This window comes from Bacteroidota bacterium, assembly GCA_021300195.1.
GTDB lineage: Bacteria > Bacteroidota > Bacteroidia > J057 > JAJTIE01 > JAJTIE01.
This window is the reverse complement of the sequence record JAJTIE010000029.1, coordinates 1-15618: the sequence shown is the minus strand read 5'-3', so window position 1 is coordinate 15618 and position 15618 is coordinate 1. Positions and strand designations below refer to the sequence as shown.

6 protein-coding genes are annotated in these 15618 nt (G+C 55.6%); 2 read left to right on the top strand and 4 right to left on the bottom strand.

The window, feature by feature from the left end:
- Positions 1-198: 198 nt before the first annotated feature.
- Together LW884_07250 and LW884_07245 are read left to right on the top strand one after the other, a co-directional pair.
- A complete protein-coding gene (locus LW884_07250; GenBank protein ID MCE3008122.1) occupies positions 199-759 on the top strand; it encodes a Crp/Fnr family transcriptional regulator in 561 nt (186 codons plus the stop codon).
- 80 nt (positions 760-839) lie between these two features.
- Positions 840-2042, top strand: a complete 1203-nt coding sequence (locus LW884_07245) for a hypothetical protein (protein ID MCE3008121.1) — start codon at positions 840-842, stop codon at positions 2040-2042.
- A gap of 116 nt (positions 2043-2158) precedes the next feature.
- Here LW884_07245 and LW884_07240 read toward each other — a convergent pair whose 3' ends face one another.
- From LW884_07240 to LW884_07225, 4 genes are all read right to left on the bottom strand, one after another.
- A complete protein-coding gene (locus LW884_07240) occupies positions 2159-2851 on the bottom strand; it encodes a rhomboid family intramembrane serine protease (GenBank protein ID MCE3008120.1) in 693 nt (230 codons plus the stop codon).
- Positions 2852-2875: 24 nt separating this feature from the next.
- The gene (gene mutL, locus LW884_07235) at positions 2876-4690 is read right to left on the bottom strand and encodes a DNA mismatch repair endonuclease MutL (protein ID MCE3008119.1); all 1815 of its coding nucleotides are present in this window, start codon (positions 4688-4690) and stop codon (positions 2876-2878) included.
- 141 nt (positions 4691-4831) lie between these two features.
- Positions 4832-13732 carry a PKD domain-containing protein gene (locus LW884_07230; GenBank protein MCE3008118.1) on the bottom strand — a complete coding sequence of 2967 codons (8901 nt, stop codon included), beginning with the start codon at positions 13730-13732 and terminating at the stop codon, positions 4832-4834.
- Positions 13733-13795: 63 nt separating this feature from the next.
- Positions 13796-15343, bottom strand: coding sequence for a hypothetical protein (locus LW884_07225; GenBank protein MCE3008117.1), 1548 nt, complete (start codon positions 15341-15343; stop codon positions 13796-13798).
- Positions 15344-15618: the final 275 nt, after the last annotated feature.

The following is a 15618-nucleotide window of genomic DNA, read 5'->3' as shown; positions in this document are numbered from 1 at the left end:
AAAAATGATACCCATCCTATAAATAAAAAGGGGGAAGCATGGCAATGCACCGGTCGTGCACCGGTAGGGGGGGCACGGGCTTTGTAATACCAATCTGCTGCTTTCGCCTGCTTTATGACTAATTTTGAGCGGCACAACCTTGCGCCAGCCATATATATGCAATCTACAGAACCTGCATTCGCACAACTTAGGCAAAGGATGTACCTTCATCACGCTATTTCGGAGGCAGACTGGCTGCACCTGGCAAATGAGCTGACACTGGTAGAGGTGCCCGCCCGCAGCCTGCTGTGGCGGGCCGGCCAGGTGGTAGATTCGGTAGGCTTTGTGGTACAGGGATGTTTTCGTTTCTATTTTGAAAAGGAGCACAAGGACGCTACGATCCAGTTCTTTACCGACGGAGAGTTTATAAGCGATCACGAAAGCTATGTGATGGGCACGCCTAGCCGCTATTGCTGCCAGGCTCTGGGCGCTTGTAAGCTCATCCGAATACCCCGGGAGCCGATGGAGGAGATTAAAACAGCGAGACCAGAAATTAAGGAACTGGAGCGAAAGATTCTCGAAGTCGAATTCATCCGTCTACGCAACGAACGCATATACCTGCAGTACGCCACCGGAGATGAGAAGTATCGGTACATACTGGAAAACAGGCCCCACCTGCTACAGCTAGTACCCCTGCATATGCTGGCAGACTTCCTGGCCATGACCCCCCAGCACCTGAGCCGCCTAAGAGCGCGCCAAAAAGGGAAACAGAACGCCTGAACCCTATTTTTTAGCATAGATTCAGCCTGATTTGGCAGGTAAGCTGTTATTTGGTGCTTGTTGAACTTAACCTACCGTCTATGAACCGAAGAGATTTCTTGAAGGGGGGTGTGGTGCTATCGGCCACCACCCTGGGCGCCGCTATGCTTGCGCCGAGTGCGTTTGCGGCTAGCTGTACAGGCATTGCCCAGCCGGAGAGCGAGCACCTGAAGGACATACAGATGCGCCGCCCCTGGCCTGCAGACTATGAGCACCCACTGCTAAAGGCACTGGCCTATGGTATGAGTGCCCCAAACCCGCACAATACCCAGGCCTGGAAGTTTGAGGTAGAGCGAGATACGCAGTCCATCCTGCTGTATATGGATGAAAAGCGCATGCTGACCGCCACGGATCCCCCCGCACGCCAGCTGCACATGGGGGCTGGCTGCTTCCTGGCTTACCTGGAGATTGGTATGGAGGGCGAAGGCTACAAAACGGATATTGACCTACTGCCAGCAGGTGCACACGGCCTGGAGGAGCTTGGGAAAAAGCCCGTAGCCCGTATCCGCCTTACTAAACTAGCAAGCCAAACCACCCACAGCCCCCTATACAATCAGCTCTTTGTGCGCCAGACCAACCGTGGCCTGTATAAGGGAGCGGTAATAACCCAGGATGAACTACAGAAAATGCTGCAACTAGCCGGCAAAACACATGCTACCACCACCCTGTACACCGATGAGCCCCTGCGCAAGAAAATAGGCGACCTGTGCTATAAGGCATTCGAAACGGAAACGCGAAACTATGAAACCGGAGATGAAACCCGCATCTGGTTTCGTGTGAAGGACGATATAGCCCTGAAGCGAGACGGCCTGAACATGCGAACAAGCGGGACTACCGGATTAAAACTAAGGATTGGCGAAAAGCAGCTAGAAGGCTACAAGCCCGAAGTGTGGCATAAAGAAAGCATCACCAAGATGGTGCTGAAGGACTACAGAAAAAAGATAGATAAAAACAGGGGCTTTATCAGCTGGATAACCCAGGACAACACCCAGCTTAGCTGGCTGAAGGTGGGGCGAGACTACGCCCGCCTGCAACTGGCAGCTTCGGAACTAGGGATTTATTTTCATCCGCTTAGCCAGTCGCTGGAGGAGTATGCGGCTATGGATACCCCAAGGGCCGAAATGGCAAGCCTGCTCGGTGTATCCGAGCCAGGAAAAACACAGATGCTAGTTATGGTGGGCCGTGCCGAGCCGCTGCCCTACAGCTACCGCCGCCACCTGGCCAGTATGATACAGCAGCTATAATTTATGATAGGATGGGAAGGCCCATACGCTCCTGCTGGCTGTACTGAATAGTATGGCCAGCACACGGAGTTAATAGCCAGCAAAGCCCCAACGGACCCGGCATGTGTGCCCGGCTACTACCGCCGCAGCTGATAGTATAGCCGAATGCCCTGCACATACAGGAATACGGCCAGCATACCCATCAGGTGGCCGAAGTGGGATACGCCCCCTCCTGCGCCCGGGTTGCGCACCTCGCTGTATACGAAGTAGCAAGATATTACGATCAGGCCTGTTATCAGCCACTTGGCCCGGATAGGGATGGGGATGGGAAACAGGATCATGCGCGCGTCGGGGTAAATCATGGCAAAAAGCAGCATCACCCCCGATACCGCCCCCGATGCCCCCAGCACCGGTGCGGGCGAAGGATCGAAAAACACAATAAAGAGTCCGCCCAGCAGGCCCGAAACCAGGTAGCTCTGCAAAAAACGCCTGGAGCCGATTACCCGCTCCACCTGTGGGCCCAGGAATACCAGCGCCAGCATGTTGAACAGGATGTGCATTATGCTGTCGGGCGAATGCGAAAAGAAGTAGGTAACCAGCTGGTAGGGCTCGAAGGTGATGGGTACGGTGGTAGACTCGGATACATGGAGTGGAAAGGGTACCGGCATTTCAAAGCCGTATACCGCCTCGCGGATGCCTAGTAGGTCTACCTTTCCCAGGATAAAGTACTGGATCAGGCCCGCGTCCGTATTGAGCAGGGCGATCTCCAGCATGTAGAAGAGTCCGTTCAGAATCAGCAGATTCAGGACAATGGGGGTAAGCGAAAACATGGGGCGAAGTTAGGGGTTTTCGGCCTATTTCCTTTGCAGCGCCTTATCCAGTTCGGCCCAGGGTACAAAGTGCCATACCGGCTCGCCCGATGGGGTGTAGGCAGGGTGGTGGCACTGCCACAGGTCCTGCACCAGGCGCTGCTGCTCTTGGGGTGTCAGGTGCACCTCGGGGCCTATGGCCTGGCGGCGGGCCAGGCTTCGGGCCAGGGTTTCGCGCACGGTATCTTCTACCTCGCCCGATTCCTTCAGCAGGGCCAGCAGCCCCTCCAGCAGCAGGCGTATATCCTCCTCCTGCTCATGGTAGGGCGCTCCGCTAAGGGTAAGCGTATGGCCGTCGGTAGCGGCTAGCTCAAAGCCCATGCGCTGCAGGTCGGGCAGGGCCTCTTTCAGCAGCAGGTAGTCTTCGGCATCGAAGGTGAAGGCCAGCGGATACAGCAGCCGCTGCACCGGCAGCGGGGCGCTCCGTGCCTGCGCCAGGTAACCCTCGTACAGGATGCGCCGGTGTGCCCGCTCCAGGTCTATGTAGTACAGGCCATCGGCATGGCGGTATAGCAGCAGGCGCGGGCTGATGCGAAAGGTGGTGGGCAGAGACTCGGTGGGGGCAAAGAGGCCCGGAATGGCGTCTACATCGGTAATGGGCAGTACGGGGTGGCGTGCCGGCTGCCGCAGCTCGGGCGGATACAGCTGCTCCCAGTCGAAGGCCCGAGGCGCGGGCTGCTGGCGGGTGTGCAGCAGCTGGCCCAATGTGGGGTCTGGGGCGCTGCTGCTACGGCCAGGCCGCTGCCCATAGATCTCGGTGTTTACCATCCCCTCGCGCGTGCCCTGCAGCTCGGGGTGTGGCATGCTGTGCAGGCTACCCAGGGCCATGCGCACAGCCGCTAACAGGGCGGCATATACCTCCCGCTCTTCCTGAAATTTTATTTCCGTCTTGGTGGGGTGGATATTGATGTCCACCTGGCTGGGGTCAATCTCGATACATACCACATAGGTGGGGTGCTGCTCGGCAGGCAGGGTATCTGCATAGCCGGTTACGAGTGCATGGTGCAGATAGGGACTGCGGATATAGCGGCCATTCACCAAGAAGTACTGCTGGCCCCGGCTTTTGCGGGCCACCTGTGGGGTGCCTATGTAGCCCGAAACACGCAGCAGCGCGCTGTCGAAGCTGATGGGTAGCAGGTCCTCTTTCTTCAGCGGACTATGCAGGTCTAGCATACGCTGCAGGCTATCGGCGCGGGCCAGGTCTAGCTCCACCTGCCCGTTGTTTTCCAGCACCATCTGCACTTGCGGCTCGCTCAGCGCAGCGTGGTAAAACTCATTCAGGATATGCCGAAACTCTACCGGATTGCTTTTCAGGAAGTTTCGTCGTGCCGGTACGTTGTAGAAGAGGTTTCGCACACTCAGCACCGTGCCCACAGGCGTTTGGGTCGGCTCCTGGGCCTTCAGCTCGCCCCCCTGTATGTCCAGGCGGGTGCCTAGCTCATCGTCTGCCATACGGGTTTTTAGCTCCACCTGCGCCACGGCGGCTATACTGGCCAGTGCCTCGCCCCGGAAGCCCATGGTGCGCACCTGAAACAGGTCTTCTATACTCCGGATCTTGCTGGTAGCATGGCGCTCAAAGCTCATGCGAGCATCGGTGGGGCTCATGCCCATGCCATTGTCTACCACCTGTATCAGCTTTTTGCCCGCGTCCTGTATCACCAGGCGTATTTGTGTGGCACCGGCATCCAGGCTATTTTCCAGCAGCTCCTTCACCACCGAGGCTGGGCGCTGTACCACCTCTCCGGCTGCTATCTGGTTTGCCAGTGCCTCGGGCAGTAGCTGGATTCGGCTCCTTTCCATTTTCCTCAAATATAGCAGCTATCCCGAGAGTGCGATCAGCCCCTATTTACTCGCCTCCCAACAAACAGAGAGGGGGGCCGATACTGGCCCCCTCTCTGTTTCGAAAATGGATGAACAAAACCCCAAGTCGGAGATAAGGTTCTATTGATCCAGCACAATTACGCGTTGTGTATGCACCTTGCTGGCGGTTATCACCAGCACATGGTAGCTACCGGCAGCCAGCGTGCCCACGCGCAGGTTGTGCAGGCTCTGTCCGGCACTGGCTTGCACGCTCTCGGCAAACAGGCGTTTGCCCAGTACGTCTGTTACTACAATCTCCACCTGCTCCGCCTCTTCCAGCTGCAGCATCAGGCTAAGTTGCTGATTTCGCACAACGGGGTTGGGGAATATGCGTATGTCCTCTTTTGCCAGGCTAGCCCCACCGCGCGATAGCAGCACCGTATTGCTATGGGTTATCTGTCCATCCAGGTCTTGCTGCTGCACCTGGTAGTAGTAGTATGGGGCCCGCATAGAAGCCACATCCATATCCAGATGCTGGTAGGCTACGGGTTGGCTGGTGGTACCTACGGCAGAGCGCCAGGCCACGTTTGTCCAGCTGGTGCCATCCAGGCTGCGTAGCAGGGTGTAGCCGTAGGCGTTGGTCTCGCTATCTACCCGCCAGTTTAGCTGGGCGTTTTCCTCTTCCCACTTTCCGTTCAGCACCAGGTTCTCCACGGGTAGCACCGTTATGAACTCGGGCATGAAGGTGAAGTCACTAAAGGCATTGTTGGAGATGGAACCCAAGTTGTTGTTCACGTCGTGAGAGACACCCAGACTGGTGGGAGACAGCCTCCAGTTATTGGGCTCGGTGTAGGCCGAGCTGTAGGCTCCAGCTATTTTCACCATATCCAGCTCCAACGAGGGTGAAGTTGTAACGTAGGGCAGATCCACATCATTGTAGTTGAAGGTGCCTACATAGCTACCGGCAAAGGAAACGGTTCCCCTTTCTAGCGTCCAGTAGCGCTGTATAGCACTGGCCAGTGTGGGGTGCCTAGACTCGCGCACACGGCCTAGCAGCGTGCCGGCTCCTGTTACATTGTCAAACCTGACGACACAGGGACTGTACTCATCTCCACCTATGGGGAAGCTGTGCTCAACCAGTGCGCCTGTAGCGTACTCCCATACACAGAAGCCCTCGGATGTAGCCACTATGTAGCCGGCACTTTGGCTAGCACCACTTACGGTGGCAGCATTTGCCAGGGTAATGTTCTGGTTACCCAACACCACTTTGGCACCCGTAAAGCGGATGTCCGTATTCACGCGGGTGTTCGCTCCGCCCAGTGCCTTATTGCTCAGCACAGAGGCCGACGGGCTGCTTACTTGTAGCCTGCCATACTTGCCTGCCCACATAGTTTGGGTATTTCCATTGTAGTGCACCAAGCTGTTGTCATCATTATTCAGCTTTGCCGCGTTCATTACCGCAAACTCGCCGGTAATGACCAAGGTACCCAGGTTGTAGATATCCGTGTTGGCCACAAGATTGGCAGCAGCCGGCGGCAAGGTAGTGCTCACCACCGTGTTTGCATCCTGAGATCCGAAAGCCATACGCAATTCAATACCCTGGGCCACAGTTAACCGGGCATTGGTGGCAATCATAACCTGATCCACGCCACCAGGAATGGTGAAATTGTAGTCCACATTGTGGCGGACGTGCACGTAGCGGCTCAGCGCGGTGGGATACTGTACCTGCAGGCAGCTGTTGTTCACAAAGCTGGCCGAAACCCAGGTGGAAGTAGCAACATCCCACACCTCCCAGATGCTTACATCGGTCCAGTTTCCATCGGCAATGGTGCGATAGTCTAGCGGGAGTATATTGCAGCTACCCACGCTTATTGGGCCTACTGTAGTCTGCCCACTGCTGGTCTGGCTGTACATATCGGCAGAGGTACCGCTGCCCAGGGCAGGCTTCAGGTTTCCAACTCGTGCCCAGCCCGTACCGCTGTTGAACACCCCATTTGCGGAAGAGGTGCGGTCAAATCCGGCATTTTCATCTGCAGTTACCCAGTAGGTGGTAATCGACAGGTTGCTACCCCCTGGAGTGCCTTCACTCAAGTGCCAGGTTCGATCCAGCGAGCTCAACTCCTCCAGCTCATCACCGGGGAATGAGAGGTCGTTTACAAAATTGGCTTCTACACGCAGGCTGTAGTTGTCTGCTGTGCCGTCATTATCCACCAGCAGCGGGTTATAGCTAGCGGTACTGCTGCCCACAGGGTAGAGGAAGGGTGTACCACCAACCGCGTTTTTCACTACCGCGCCAAACTGATTGGTCACAAAATACCCAGTTGCCGATCCGAATCCGGCTAGGCTGGCATTGTCCCACAGCGTGATGTTCCGGTTGCCTAGCACGATGAAGGCACTGCTAAACTGCACACCCGTACGCACGATGGTGCTGCTGCCGCCCACGGCCTTGCTACTAGAGCCACCAGATACCTCCAGGTTTCCGTAGGTGCCATTCCACATGGTTTGATCTCCACTGCGGGTGTACGCCACCGTGCTGTTGTCACTATTCTGCAGTAAGCCCGTACCCACTGCGGTAAAGGTACCCTCTATCTCCAGACGGCCCTGGTTTACCAGGTCGTAGGTACCCATGTCCACTACCGCCAGCTCGGAACTCAGAGGCACCCGGAGCAAACCGACGGCGGAGATCGTAGTCTGGTCGATACCAAACGGATTATTGGTGGCAGAGTAGGCAGCGCTGGTGTTGTAGCCCACGTTGTAAACCACGGTATGCTGCACCAATACGGAGTCGCTCTGCGCAGTGGGATATCGGATCACGCCACAGGTTGTATAGTCCTCGGCATTCACCCACAGGCCCGTTTGAGGATTCTTTATCTCCCAGGTTGAGAGGGTATTCCAGTTTCCATTCTGCCGGGATCTGTAGTCCAGGGCAGTTACATTTATCTCGGTAACACGTATGGGTGCGATAGCACTCTGGCAAGCTGCGTTTGTAGCACGCACACCATATACGCCTGCGCCCACGATGTAGCTGCTGGCAGTACCCAGCGTACCGGTAACGGCAAGCGTGGTGGGATGTAGGGTAAACCACTCATAACCAGTGCCGGCAGACACCGTTGCCGTGATGGTGGTAGTCCCGCTGGGGCATACCTCCTGATCACTTCCGGGCGTAACTACAGGCAGCGGCAGAATGCTAACAACAACCTGATCGGTGGAGGTAGCGCAGGTGCCCGACAGCGATGGATCGGTAACCGTAAGGGTATAGGTAGTGGTGGTGCTAACTGTGGCGGTGGGCTGAGCCACATTGGTGGCACTGAGGCCCGTGGCGGGCGACCAGCTGTAGGTATAGCCTGCAACGGCAGCCGAGCCCAGTGTAACGGTACCATTTGCGCAAAAACTGACATCGGCACCCGCATTGGCCGGTACGTTACCGGCTACATACACCGTATAAGTATTTGTCAAAGTCGCCTCGCAGCCGCCGGGATACTCGAAGGTAACAATCCCCAGATAATTGGTAGTTGCCATAGGAGAAACTGTTATGCTTGCATTGGTGCTTATTACAGTTCCGTTGACTGACCAGGAAAAGCTAAGCGCGGTTCCGGCACCGGCTGCCAGGGTAAGGTCCAGCGTAACCGGATCGCCAGGACAGGTGGTAATCAGGGCTTCACCCTGGTCCTCCAGCGTTGGGCCATTGTTAAAGTTGGCTGCACCATCAAAGGGGCCACCCTGGTATACGATGAGCTCCACACACTCGCTCAGTAGGCCCACATCGGCACCATCAAAGGGGCCACCCTGATATACAAGTGGCTCCACGCACTCACTCAGTACATCCTCGTCGGATCCGTCAAAGGGGCCACCCTGATACACAATAGGCTCAACACACTCACTCAGTACATCCTCGTCGGATCCATCAAAGGGGCCACCCTGATACACAATAGGCTCAACACACTCACTCAGTACATCCTCGTCGGATCCATCAAAGGGGCCACCCTGATAGATGGGCTCTAGCCCTGCGATAACGCAGTGCGTGATCGTCTCTGTACAGGTTCCATTTGTGAGCACAAGCGTAATCAGATTTGATCCCTGCTGGGTGAACTCAATATCGGTCGGATTTTCAAGCGTAGAGGTGCCACCACTGGCAAAATCCCAGAACCAACTTTGCGCATTGGTTGAATTGGAACCGAAATCATAGGGGGCACTCGCAATGATCACATCACAGGTTGGATTCGTGCCTTCTGTACCGGTCGGAGCAGGATCTACTACGGTGATACTGCCAGTCGGAACCAGATAAATAGTAATCGGTATAGTAACAGAGGCCTGCACCTGGGGAACCGCTGCCGTATTGGTTACCGTCAGGGTAACATTGTATGTTCCGGGGGTTGTGTAGGCATATACGGGGTTAAAGTCATTAGAGGTAACCGTGGGCGTAACACCAAAATCCCACTCATAGGCAATGTCTGTTCCCTGGGTGGAGAAGTTAGAGAACTCAATGTCGGCACCCACACAGCCGCCAGTGGCAGTAAAGTTGGCAATGGGCAGCAGCGGATTCAATGGATTGCAATCCTGGTCTTGGGTTGGGCTGGTCCTGGCTGTCAGGGTAATGTTGCCGGTAGCGGCGGCAGGCATCACTACCTGAACATAGTAATCCCCCTGCTGCATACAGTTCAGCGTGAACTCTGTCAGTCCATTCGTGTTGCAGGGTCCTGCGCTTAGCGCGCCACACCCGCCATAAAGAACCCTGTAGCGTATCCGGTCGGGCAGAACAGAAGTCTGTTCCTCCAAGCGGAAACTCAAGTCTATTTTTTCGAGCGCATTGACTGTTATGCGAAACCAGGTGGACTTGAATTGGGCTGGTCCGAAAAGGCAGCCCATATTGCTCCCATCTTCCCCAAAGGCCTCTCCTATGGTGTGGCAGTCGATGTTTACCACCTCAGAACTTTGTGCATTTTGGCCAATAGCGGGAGAGACCACTACGTTAACTGCATCTCCGGCGGGATCTGTAGAGGTGCACAGGTCGCCCGCCTGCGGTATCAGCCATACGCTGGGCGTTACCTGCTCTATGGTATGATTGCAACCCGTTAGTAGCACGTAGTACCGGCCGGGGTTGAGGCAGCCCTCGCCCCAGGGCTGGCCAGTTGCCGTAACAGCCTGCAGCGGCACTCTGCTAGTGCCATTCACTTGGGTGCAATTATCCGCTCTGTAGATTTGTATATCTCTTTCATTGTACAGTATCTGGTTTGAGGGGGCGATTTGGTAGTTGATCCTCAGCCTTCCGGAGAATGTGCTTTCGAACGTATACCACAGCGTTCTGTTGCCACACTCGTTGGGGTCGGTAGCACTTCGGGTGGCACAGGCAAAGGACGACTGATCGCCCACCGTTACCCCGGCAGTCAGCACGCCCATGTTCGACGCGTTTAAGGTGCCGGTGGCACTGCCGTCGCAAAAATCGTGAACCAGACCCGGGTCATCAAAGCCCTCGTGCTGTACACTCACGTCCACCTGGCTGTTTACAAAGTTGAAGCCGTTGTTATCCACTACCACGTAGTAGCGCACACGGCCCGTCTCGGTACAGGGGTTGCGCTCAAACCGCACCAGGTTGCCGTGGTTACACCATTGTGAGCCGTGGATAAAACTATTGTCCACAAAAGTAAGGCCTTGGGCTACAGTGCTATCTATCTGGCCATTGGCGCGTACGGTTGCAAAATCCAGGGTTCCATCCACATCGGAGCGATAGACCGTGAATGGAGCCTGTATCATCTTTCCATTGGTGCGGTTGCGCACCCGTACGGTTACTCGTCCAGCACCATTTATCACAAATGTATACCACAGGTTTCGCCGGGTGAAAGGTTGGGTGCGGGCATCATCCTGATACACAACGGTATTGATAGGCATGGGGTAGGGAACACTCGCACCTGCGGGGTTTTGCGATTCGCCTATTTCGCACTTCGTGTCGTCTCCGCCACCGCCCTCCGTTGCCCTGTCGCTGGGGTCAGTGGGCTGGGCACCTGTCGTGCAGTAAAAGATATCACTGCTTGCACGCCGGCCTACTATGGTAGGGTGCTGCTCTTCCACCGGGTTTGCGGCCTCGGGGTCGTTCACCCTTCCAGAGTATTCCAATCCGTTTCGGGGCAGTACACCGAAGTCATATGCAGCAGAGGCATGATCGAAACGACTGGTAGCCACTCGGTCTACGTAGATGCGGGGCTGGACGACACGCCCGATATGACTATCGTCTGCAAAGACGACCAGCGTATATTCCCCGGGTTGCGCCCGGCATATTTCTATACCATCGTGCGCATCATAGCTATACCAAGGCCAGATATTGCTCATCTGAATACAGGGCTGCAGGGGTGCGGCATTCAGGATAGCGGGGTTGGTACGGGCATTGCCGACATATACCTGCACACGATGCGTATGGAAGATATTCCGGATGTTAACGTAGGACTCTTGAGTCAGTTGGAAGGTGTAATAAGCGGTCCGGTTAAAGTTGGTACAGCCTGTAATGGGGTGCGCACTGAAGGGAAGGTCGTTGCTACAATCGAAAAATTCGGTACACAGGGTATAGAGGACACCGGTTGTGGGCACTGCATCCGTGCCGGGTTGATTCCAGGTCAGCGCATTGCCGTTATTTGCCACGCAGGCATCTGCAGGCCTGCGGTGCCCGGGTGCGCTGGCCAATCCGCCGCCTACCGTTATCCGAAGTGTAGCCCCAGAACCGATATCTCCCCCTAGTCCATTTGTATAAGTAGGGCTAGTAAAGGTTCCACCAGTAGCATACTGAACAATCGTATACCAGCCCCCTGGGGCAGGTAATGGAGCGCAGGGGCTTGTGTTAATCTGATTTCCTCTACATCCCCATTCGCCAACAAAATTGTCGGCATAAGGTGTGAGCGTACCTACACCATTCCGGATGTCCCCGGAAAAAAGCCGGAACTGATGACTGCTGTTTATACTCAGAAAAGTAGGGCCCGTGAGGCGGAATACCCGGTAGATCTGCTTGGTAGCACCGTTGCAAGGGGCGCGAACTGCAATCGTGAGTGGATTATCCAGGCAGGTCCAGGTAGCCAGTTGTGCATCGACCACCCCCCCGGTTATGGTTCCCATGTCGTTCGGAACGTTGGGGTCTGTAAACGTGGCGATGGGAGCCGTAAGGGTGAAGTTGGGCTGGTCGCCTATCCCTACATCGCCTATATCCCCAAATGAAACAAGGGTATATGTGCCCGGTGTAACGCACACCCGCATGGGGTGTAACAGTGCCTGGCAGTTTGCCTGATCCACCAGGCCCGAGATCATTCCTGCAGACTGAGGAGCTGTAGAAGCATCGCCTTGGTATAGCCGGTAGGTAAAGCGTTGCCAGTTGCCGTTACCAACGGTCAGGATACCGTTCTGATCAATCACGATACGGCGGTAGATAGCCTTTACGTTTCCGGCTCCACACACATCGCCTGCTGGCAGCACGGTATTATTGCAGGCAAAACGATCGAAGGTGGCGGGAATAGTAACGCCTACTGGCAGGGCGGCACCCCCGTTCACGTTGTCAATCCGGGCGGCGGTTGCCAGGTCAAAGTTGCTGGTGGCCTCTACCTGCTGGCCCAGTATGGAGAGCTGGACGGCGCGGCCCAGGTGCGATCCGCACCAGTTTATGTCTGCCGAGTCGCCCAACACCTGCACCATGTAGAAACCTGCCGGTATACAGGTGAAGGCGCTGGAGTGGTTGAACTGATTGAATAGGGTTAGATCAGCCGGAGCAAGGGGATCGCAGCCGGTCATATAGCCGGTGGTGCTGCGATAAAGGCGAACCCGGAGGTTGTTTGTACAGCTACCGGCGGATAGTGCCGTTATGGTAACATTGTTGTCGCCTGTCAGGCGAAAGCGGAACCAGGTGCTTAGCTCATAGCCGTCTACGCCTCCTACAGGCATCACGGTATTGCGGCACGCACTAGTCGTAAGGCTCAGGCGGCTATCACAGCTCAGGTTATCCGTGCGGGTAGTGGTGGTGCCACCCAGGCTGGTAGGCAGATTGCCAAAGCTGTTGGCCGCCGGTAGGCTGAGGGGATTGGTGCCTGTAGCTACACCGCTGCCGATCTCGAAGAAATTAAGCCGGGCTGTAAACTGCTCATCCCTATGGTAAAAAATCTGAACAGTATACTGAGTATTGGGCTGGAGTGAGCAGATAAAGTTGGCACTGACACGGGGTGGCAGTCCATTATTGGCTCCCACAAAATTCAGGGGGGTGCAGGGCACCACCTCGGTAAGTGTGCCAGTGGGGGCACCCTGGAGCAGGCGATACCCACACCTACGGGTAGACGGAATACCCACCGTTACATCGGCTAGCTCTAGGCTCACGCCATCCACAAAGGCATCGGTGGTGAAGGTGTGCCAGGTACTCTGCGTGTACTCGCCCGCGTTTACAAGCCCAGCGCATACCTCTGCTGCATCCTCTATGGTCTGGCAGCCTACATCGTAGGTGGTTGTAACACCCCCACTCAGCACGCCCATATTCTGTGCAGTGGTGGGTCGGTCGAATGCATTCAGAATAGTGGGAAGGCCCACCCGTAGCTCTACAAAAACCTCATCGTCTACATCCTGCCTGCTGGTAACCTGCACCAGGTAGTTTCCGGGCAAAAGACAGGGGTTGAAGCTGCTACCAAATTTGTTAAGCGGGGTAAGGCGTGCCTCTGTTATCTGCTGCAGGCCGGGCATAGGGCTACAGGTGTTGCTACGGTAGAGCGTAAAGCCCACCGCATCCTGCGGGATCAGGTTGTTGTCCTGAGACAGAACGAGCTCCAGCGAACGTGCGGTAGGGAGCGCGAATGCATACCAGATACTCTTCTTGTCCGTGCCGCTGCTGGTCTGCGTGCTGTGCAGGTACTCGCCCGGCTGCAGCGTGGCGCCATCCAGCGAAACGCGGGCGGACTGAAAATTGCCCAAGCCGAAATTTCCGGCTCCCAGAGAGATTTGTGTGGCTTGGTTGCAGTTATTCTGCCCATAGAGATCACTCGCCAGAAGCGAAAGAAGCAAGAAGAATATGAATGGTAGACGAATCATGAAAAACATCTGTTAGTGCACTCTATCATAAAACAAGTGGATAGGCAGGGCCCAATCTTGGCATCAGCGCACCCCACGGCCGCCGCCATCAAGGACTCTGGTCATAGCAAATCCAGGTTCAGCACCAGTACAAAAAAAACGAGCCGTTACCAGAGCCGCGCCCCAGTGCTCGAGCCAGGAGCCGCCACGGACACCAAAAAGTCCAGTTGTATTCTCGGTCGGCCAATTCGGCTGATCGTAGAGTGCCAGGGCATTCAGCTGCCCATCGCCCCACACACCGGTATAAGGGTGATTCCCGACGAAGCCGCCATCCGTAGTTATATTAATAACCAGCTCGTATATATTCCCGCTCATCTCCATGGCACCGTAGTAGGCAGCCCCGGAGGTAAGGCGGGTTTCGTTGGCATTGCGGGCAAAGAGGCCGCAGCCCACCGGGCCCGAGCCCAGGTCGGCATTGGCGGGCAGGGGGCCTCTTACATTCAGCTCCCCACCCGAAGAAATACCGTAAGAACCACTGGCGCCCCGGTAATGGCAGTTTGCGTTTGCGTTTGAGGCATCGGCCAGCTCGGTTCCGTTTTCGGGCGTGGTGAGGTGCAATAACTGCGAAAGGTTATTTACATCTGCCCCCCAGGCAAATCCGCCCTCGGGAAAATAGCCCACGCCCTTGCACACTTTTTCATACTCCAGCTCGGTCATGGGGCGCAGGGCTGCCCAGTCTAGGTAAGAGAGTAGGTCGGCCTCGTCCATATAGTTGTTGGCGCGGTTGGGCTCCGTAGACACATAGCCCTGTGGGCCAACGGTGATGGTGTTCCGGAATAGACCGAAGGCACTGGCAAAACGAAAGGCAGCTACAGAGCCCAGCGCATTCAGGAAGTCCACATACTGGCCGGCACTTACCTCATACTTCATGCAGTAGAAGGCAGCAAAGCCTTTGGGATAACCAGCCAACAGGGTCACACTCCCACCGTGTATGGGCAGATTCAGGGCGGCCTCGCTGTTTATCGAGGTCAAGTTAATCGATCGATTTTCAGCATTGCCACGGAATCTATCACTGCCCACCACGCCGAATGTATTACCCTTAAATGCGGTTAGGTCTCCGGCCAAGTAGGCGGCTTGGGGCACCCATACCATCTCGATGGCGTACACGCGTATGTCGTAGTCCACGCCTGCCTGCAGGGTTGTACCGTCTGTGGCACCCACGATGCTCAGGGTTACGGTCTGGCCCGTTATGTCTCCCACCCCTAGGGTGCTGCGGCGGATCATGGCACCGGTATTGTGGTTACCGGCATTGCCCAGCCGGTCGGTGGTGGTGATGGGTGTAGCAAAGGCCAGGCCGGGACTTAGGCTGTGGTCGGCCAGAGTGGTACTCAGCAGTGCGTGGCTGAATGGAATGCCGTTTGCCTCGCAGGGGCGGAACTTGACGAATACCCACACGGCATCGTGGTTGCCGGGCGCGCCGGATACCATCCAGCTGTTTTGCCAGCCTAGTGTAAACTCAACCGTGCTGGTACCCGTACGGGTCACACTGCCCACGGTAACCGCATTGGCCAACACAACACCAGAATGCTGGGCAAGAGCAAAGAAAACAAGCAGAAGGAAGACTTTTTTCATGGATAGAGGATTGATTGTGGACTATTTATAATTCTTATGTATGACTCACGCTGATTACTTCGATCAAATTTAGTAAAAAAATAACAAAAAAACAAATAATAGATGTCCCCCGGTTTTCTTTACATGATTATAAAATGTACAGCTAGTCTTCATGCATAACGATTTAAGTTTATTAAATTTAGAAAAAAGTTAAGTCATGAAGACACGAATAACCACCAAAGACCCCGCCGAGAAAGTAGCGCACAAGCGGCTGAGCGTACTACAGCTGGCCGAAG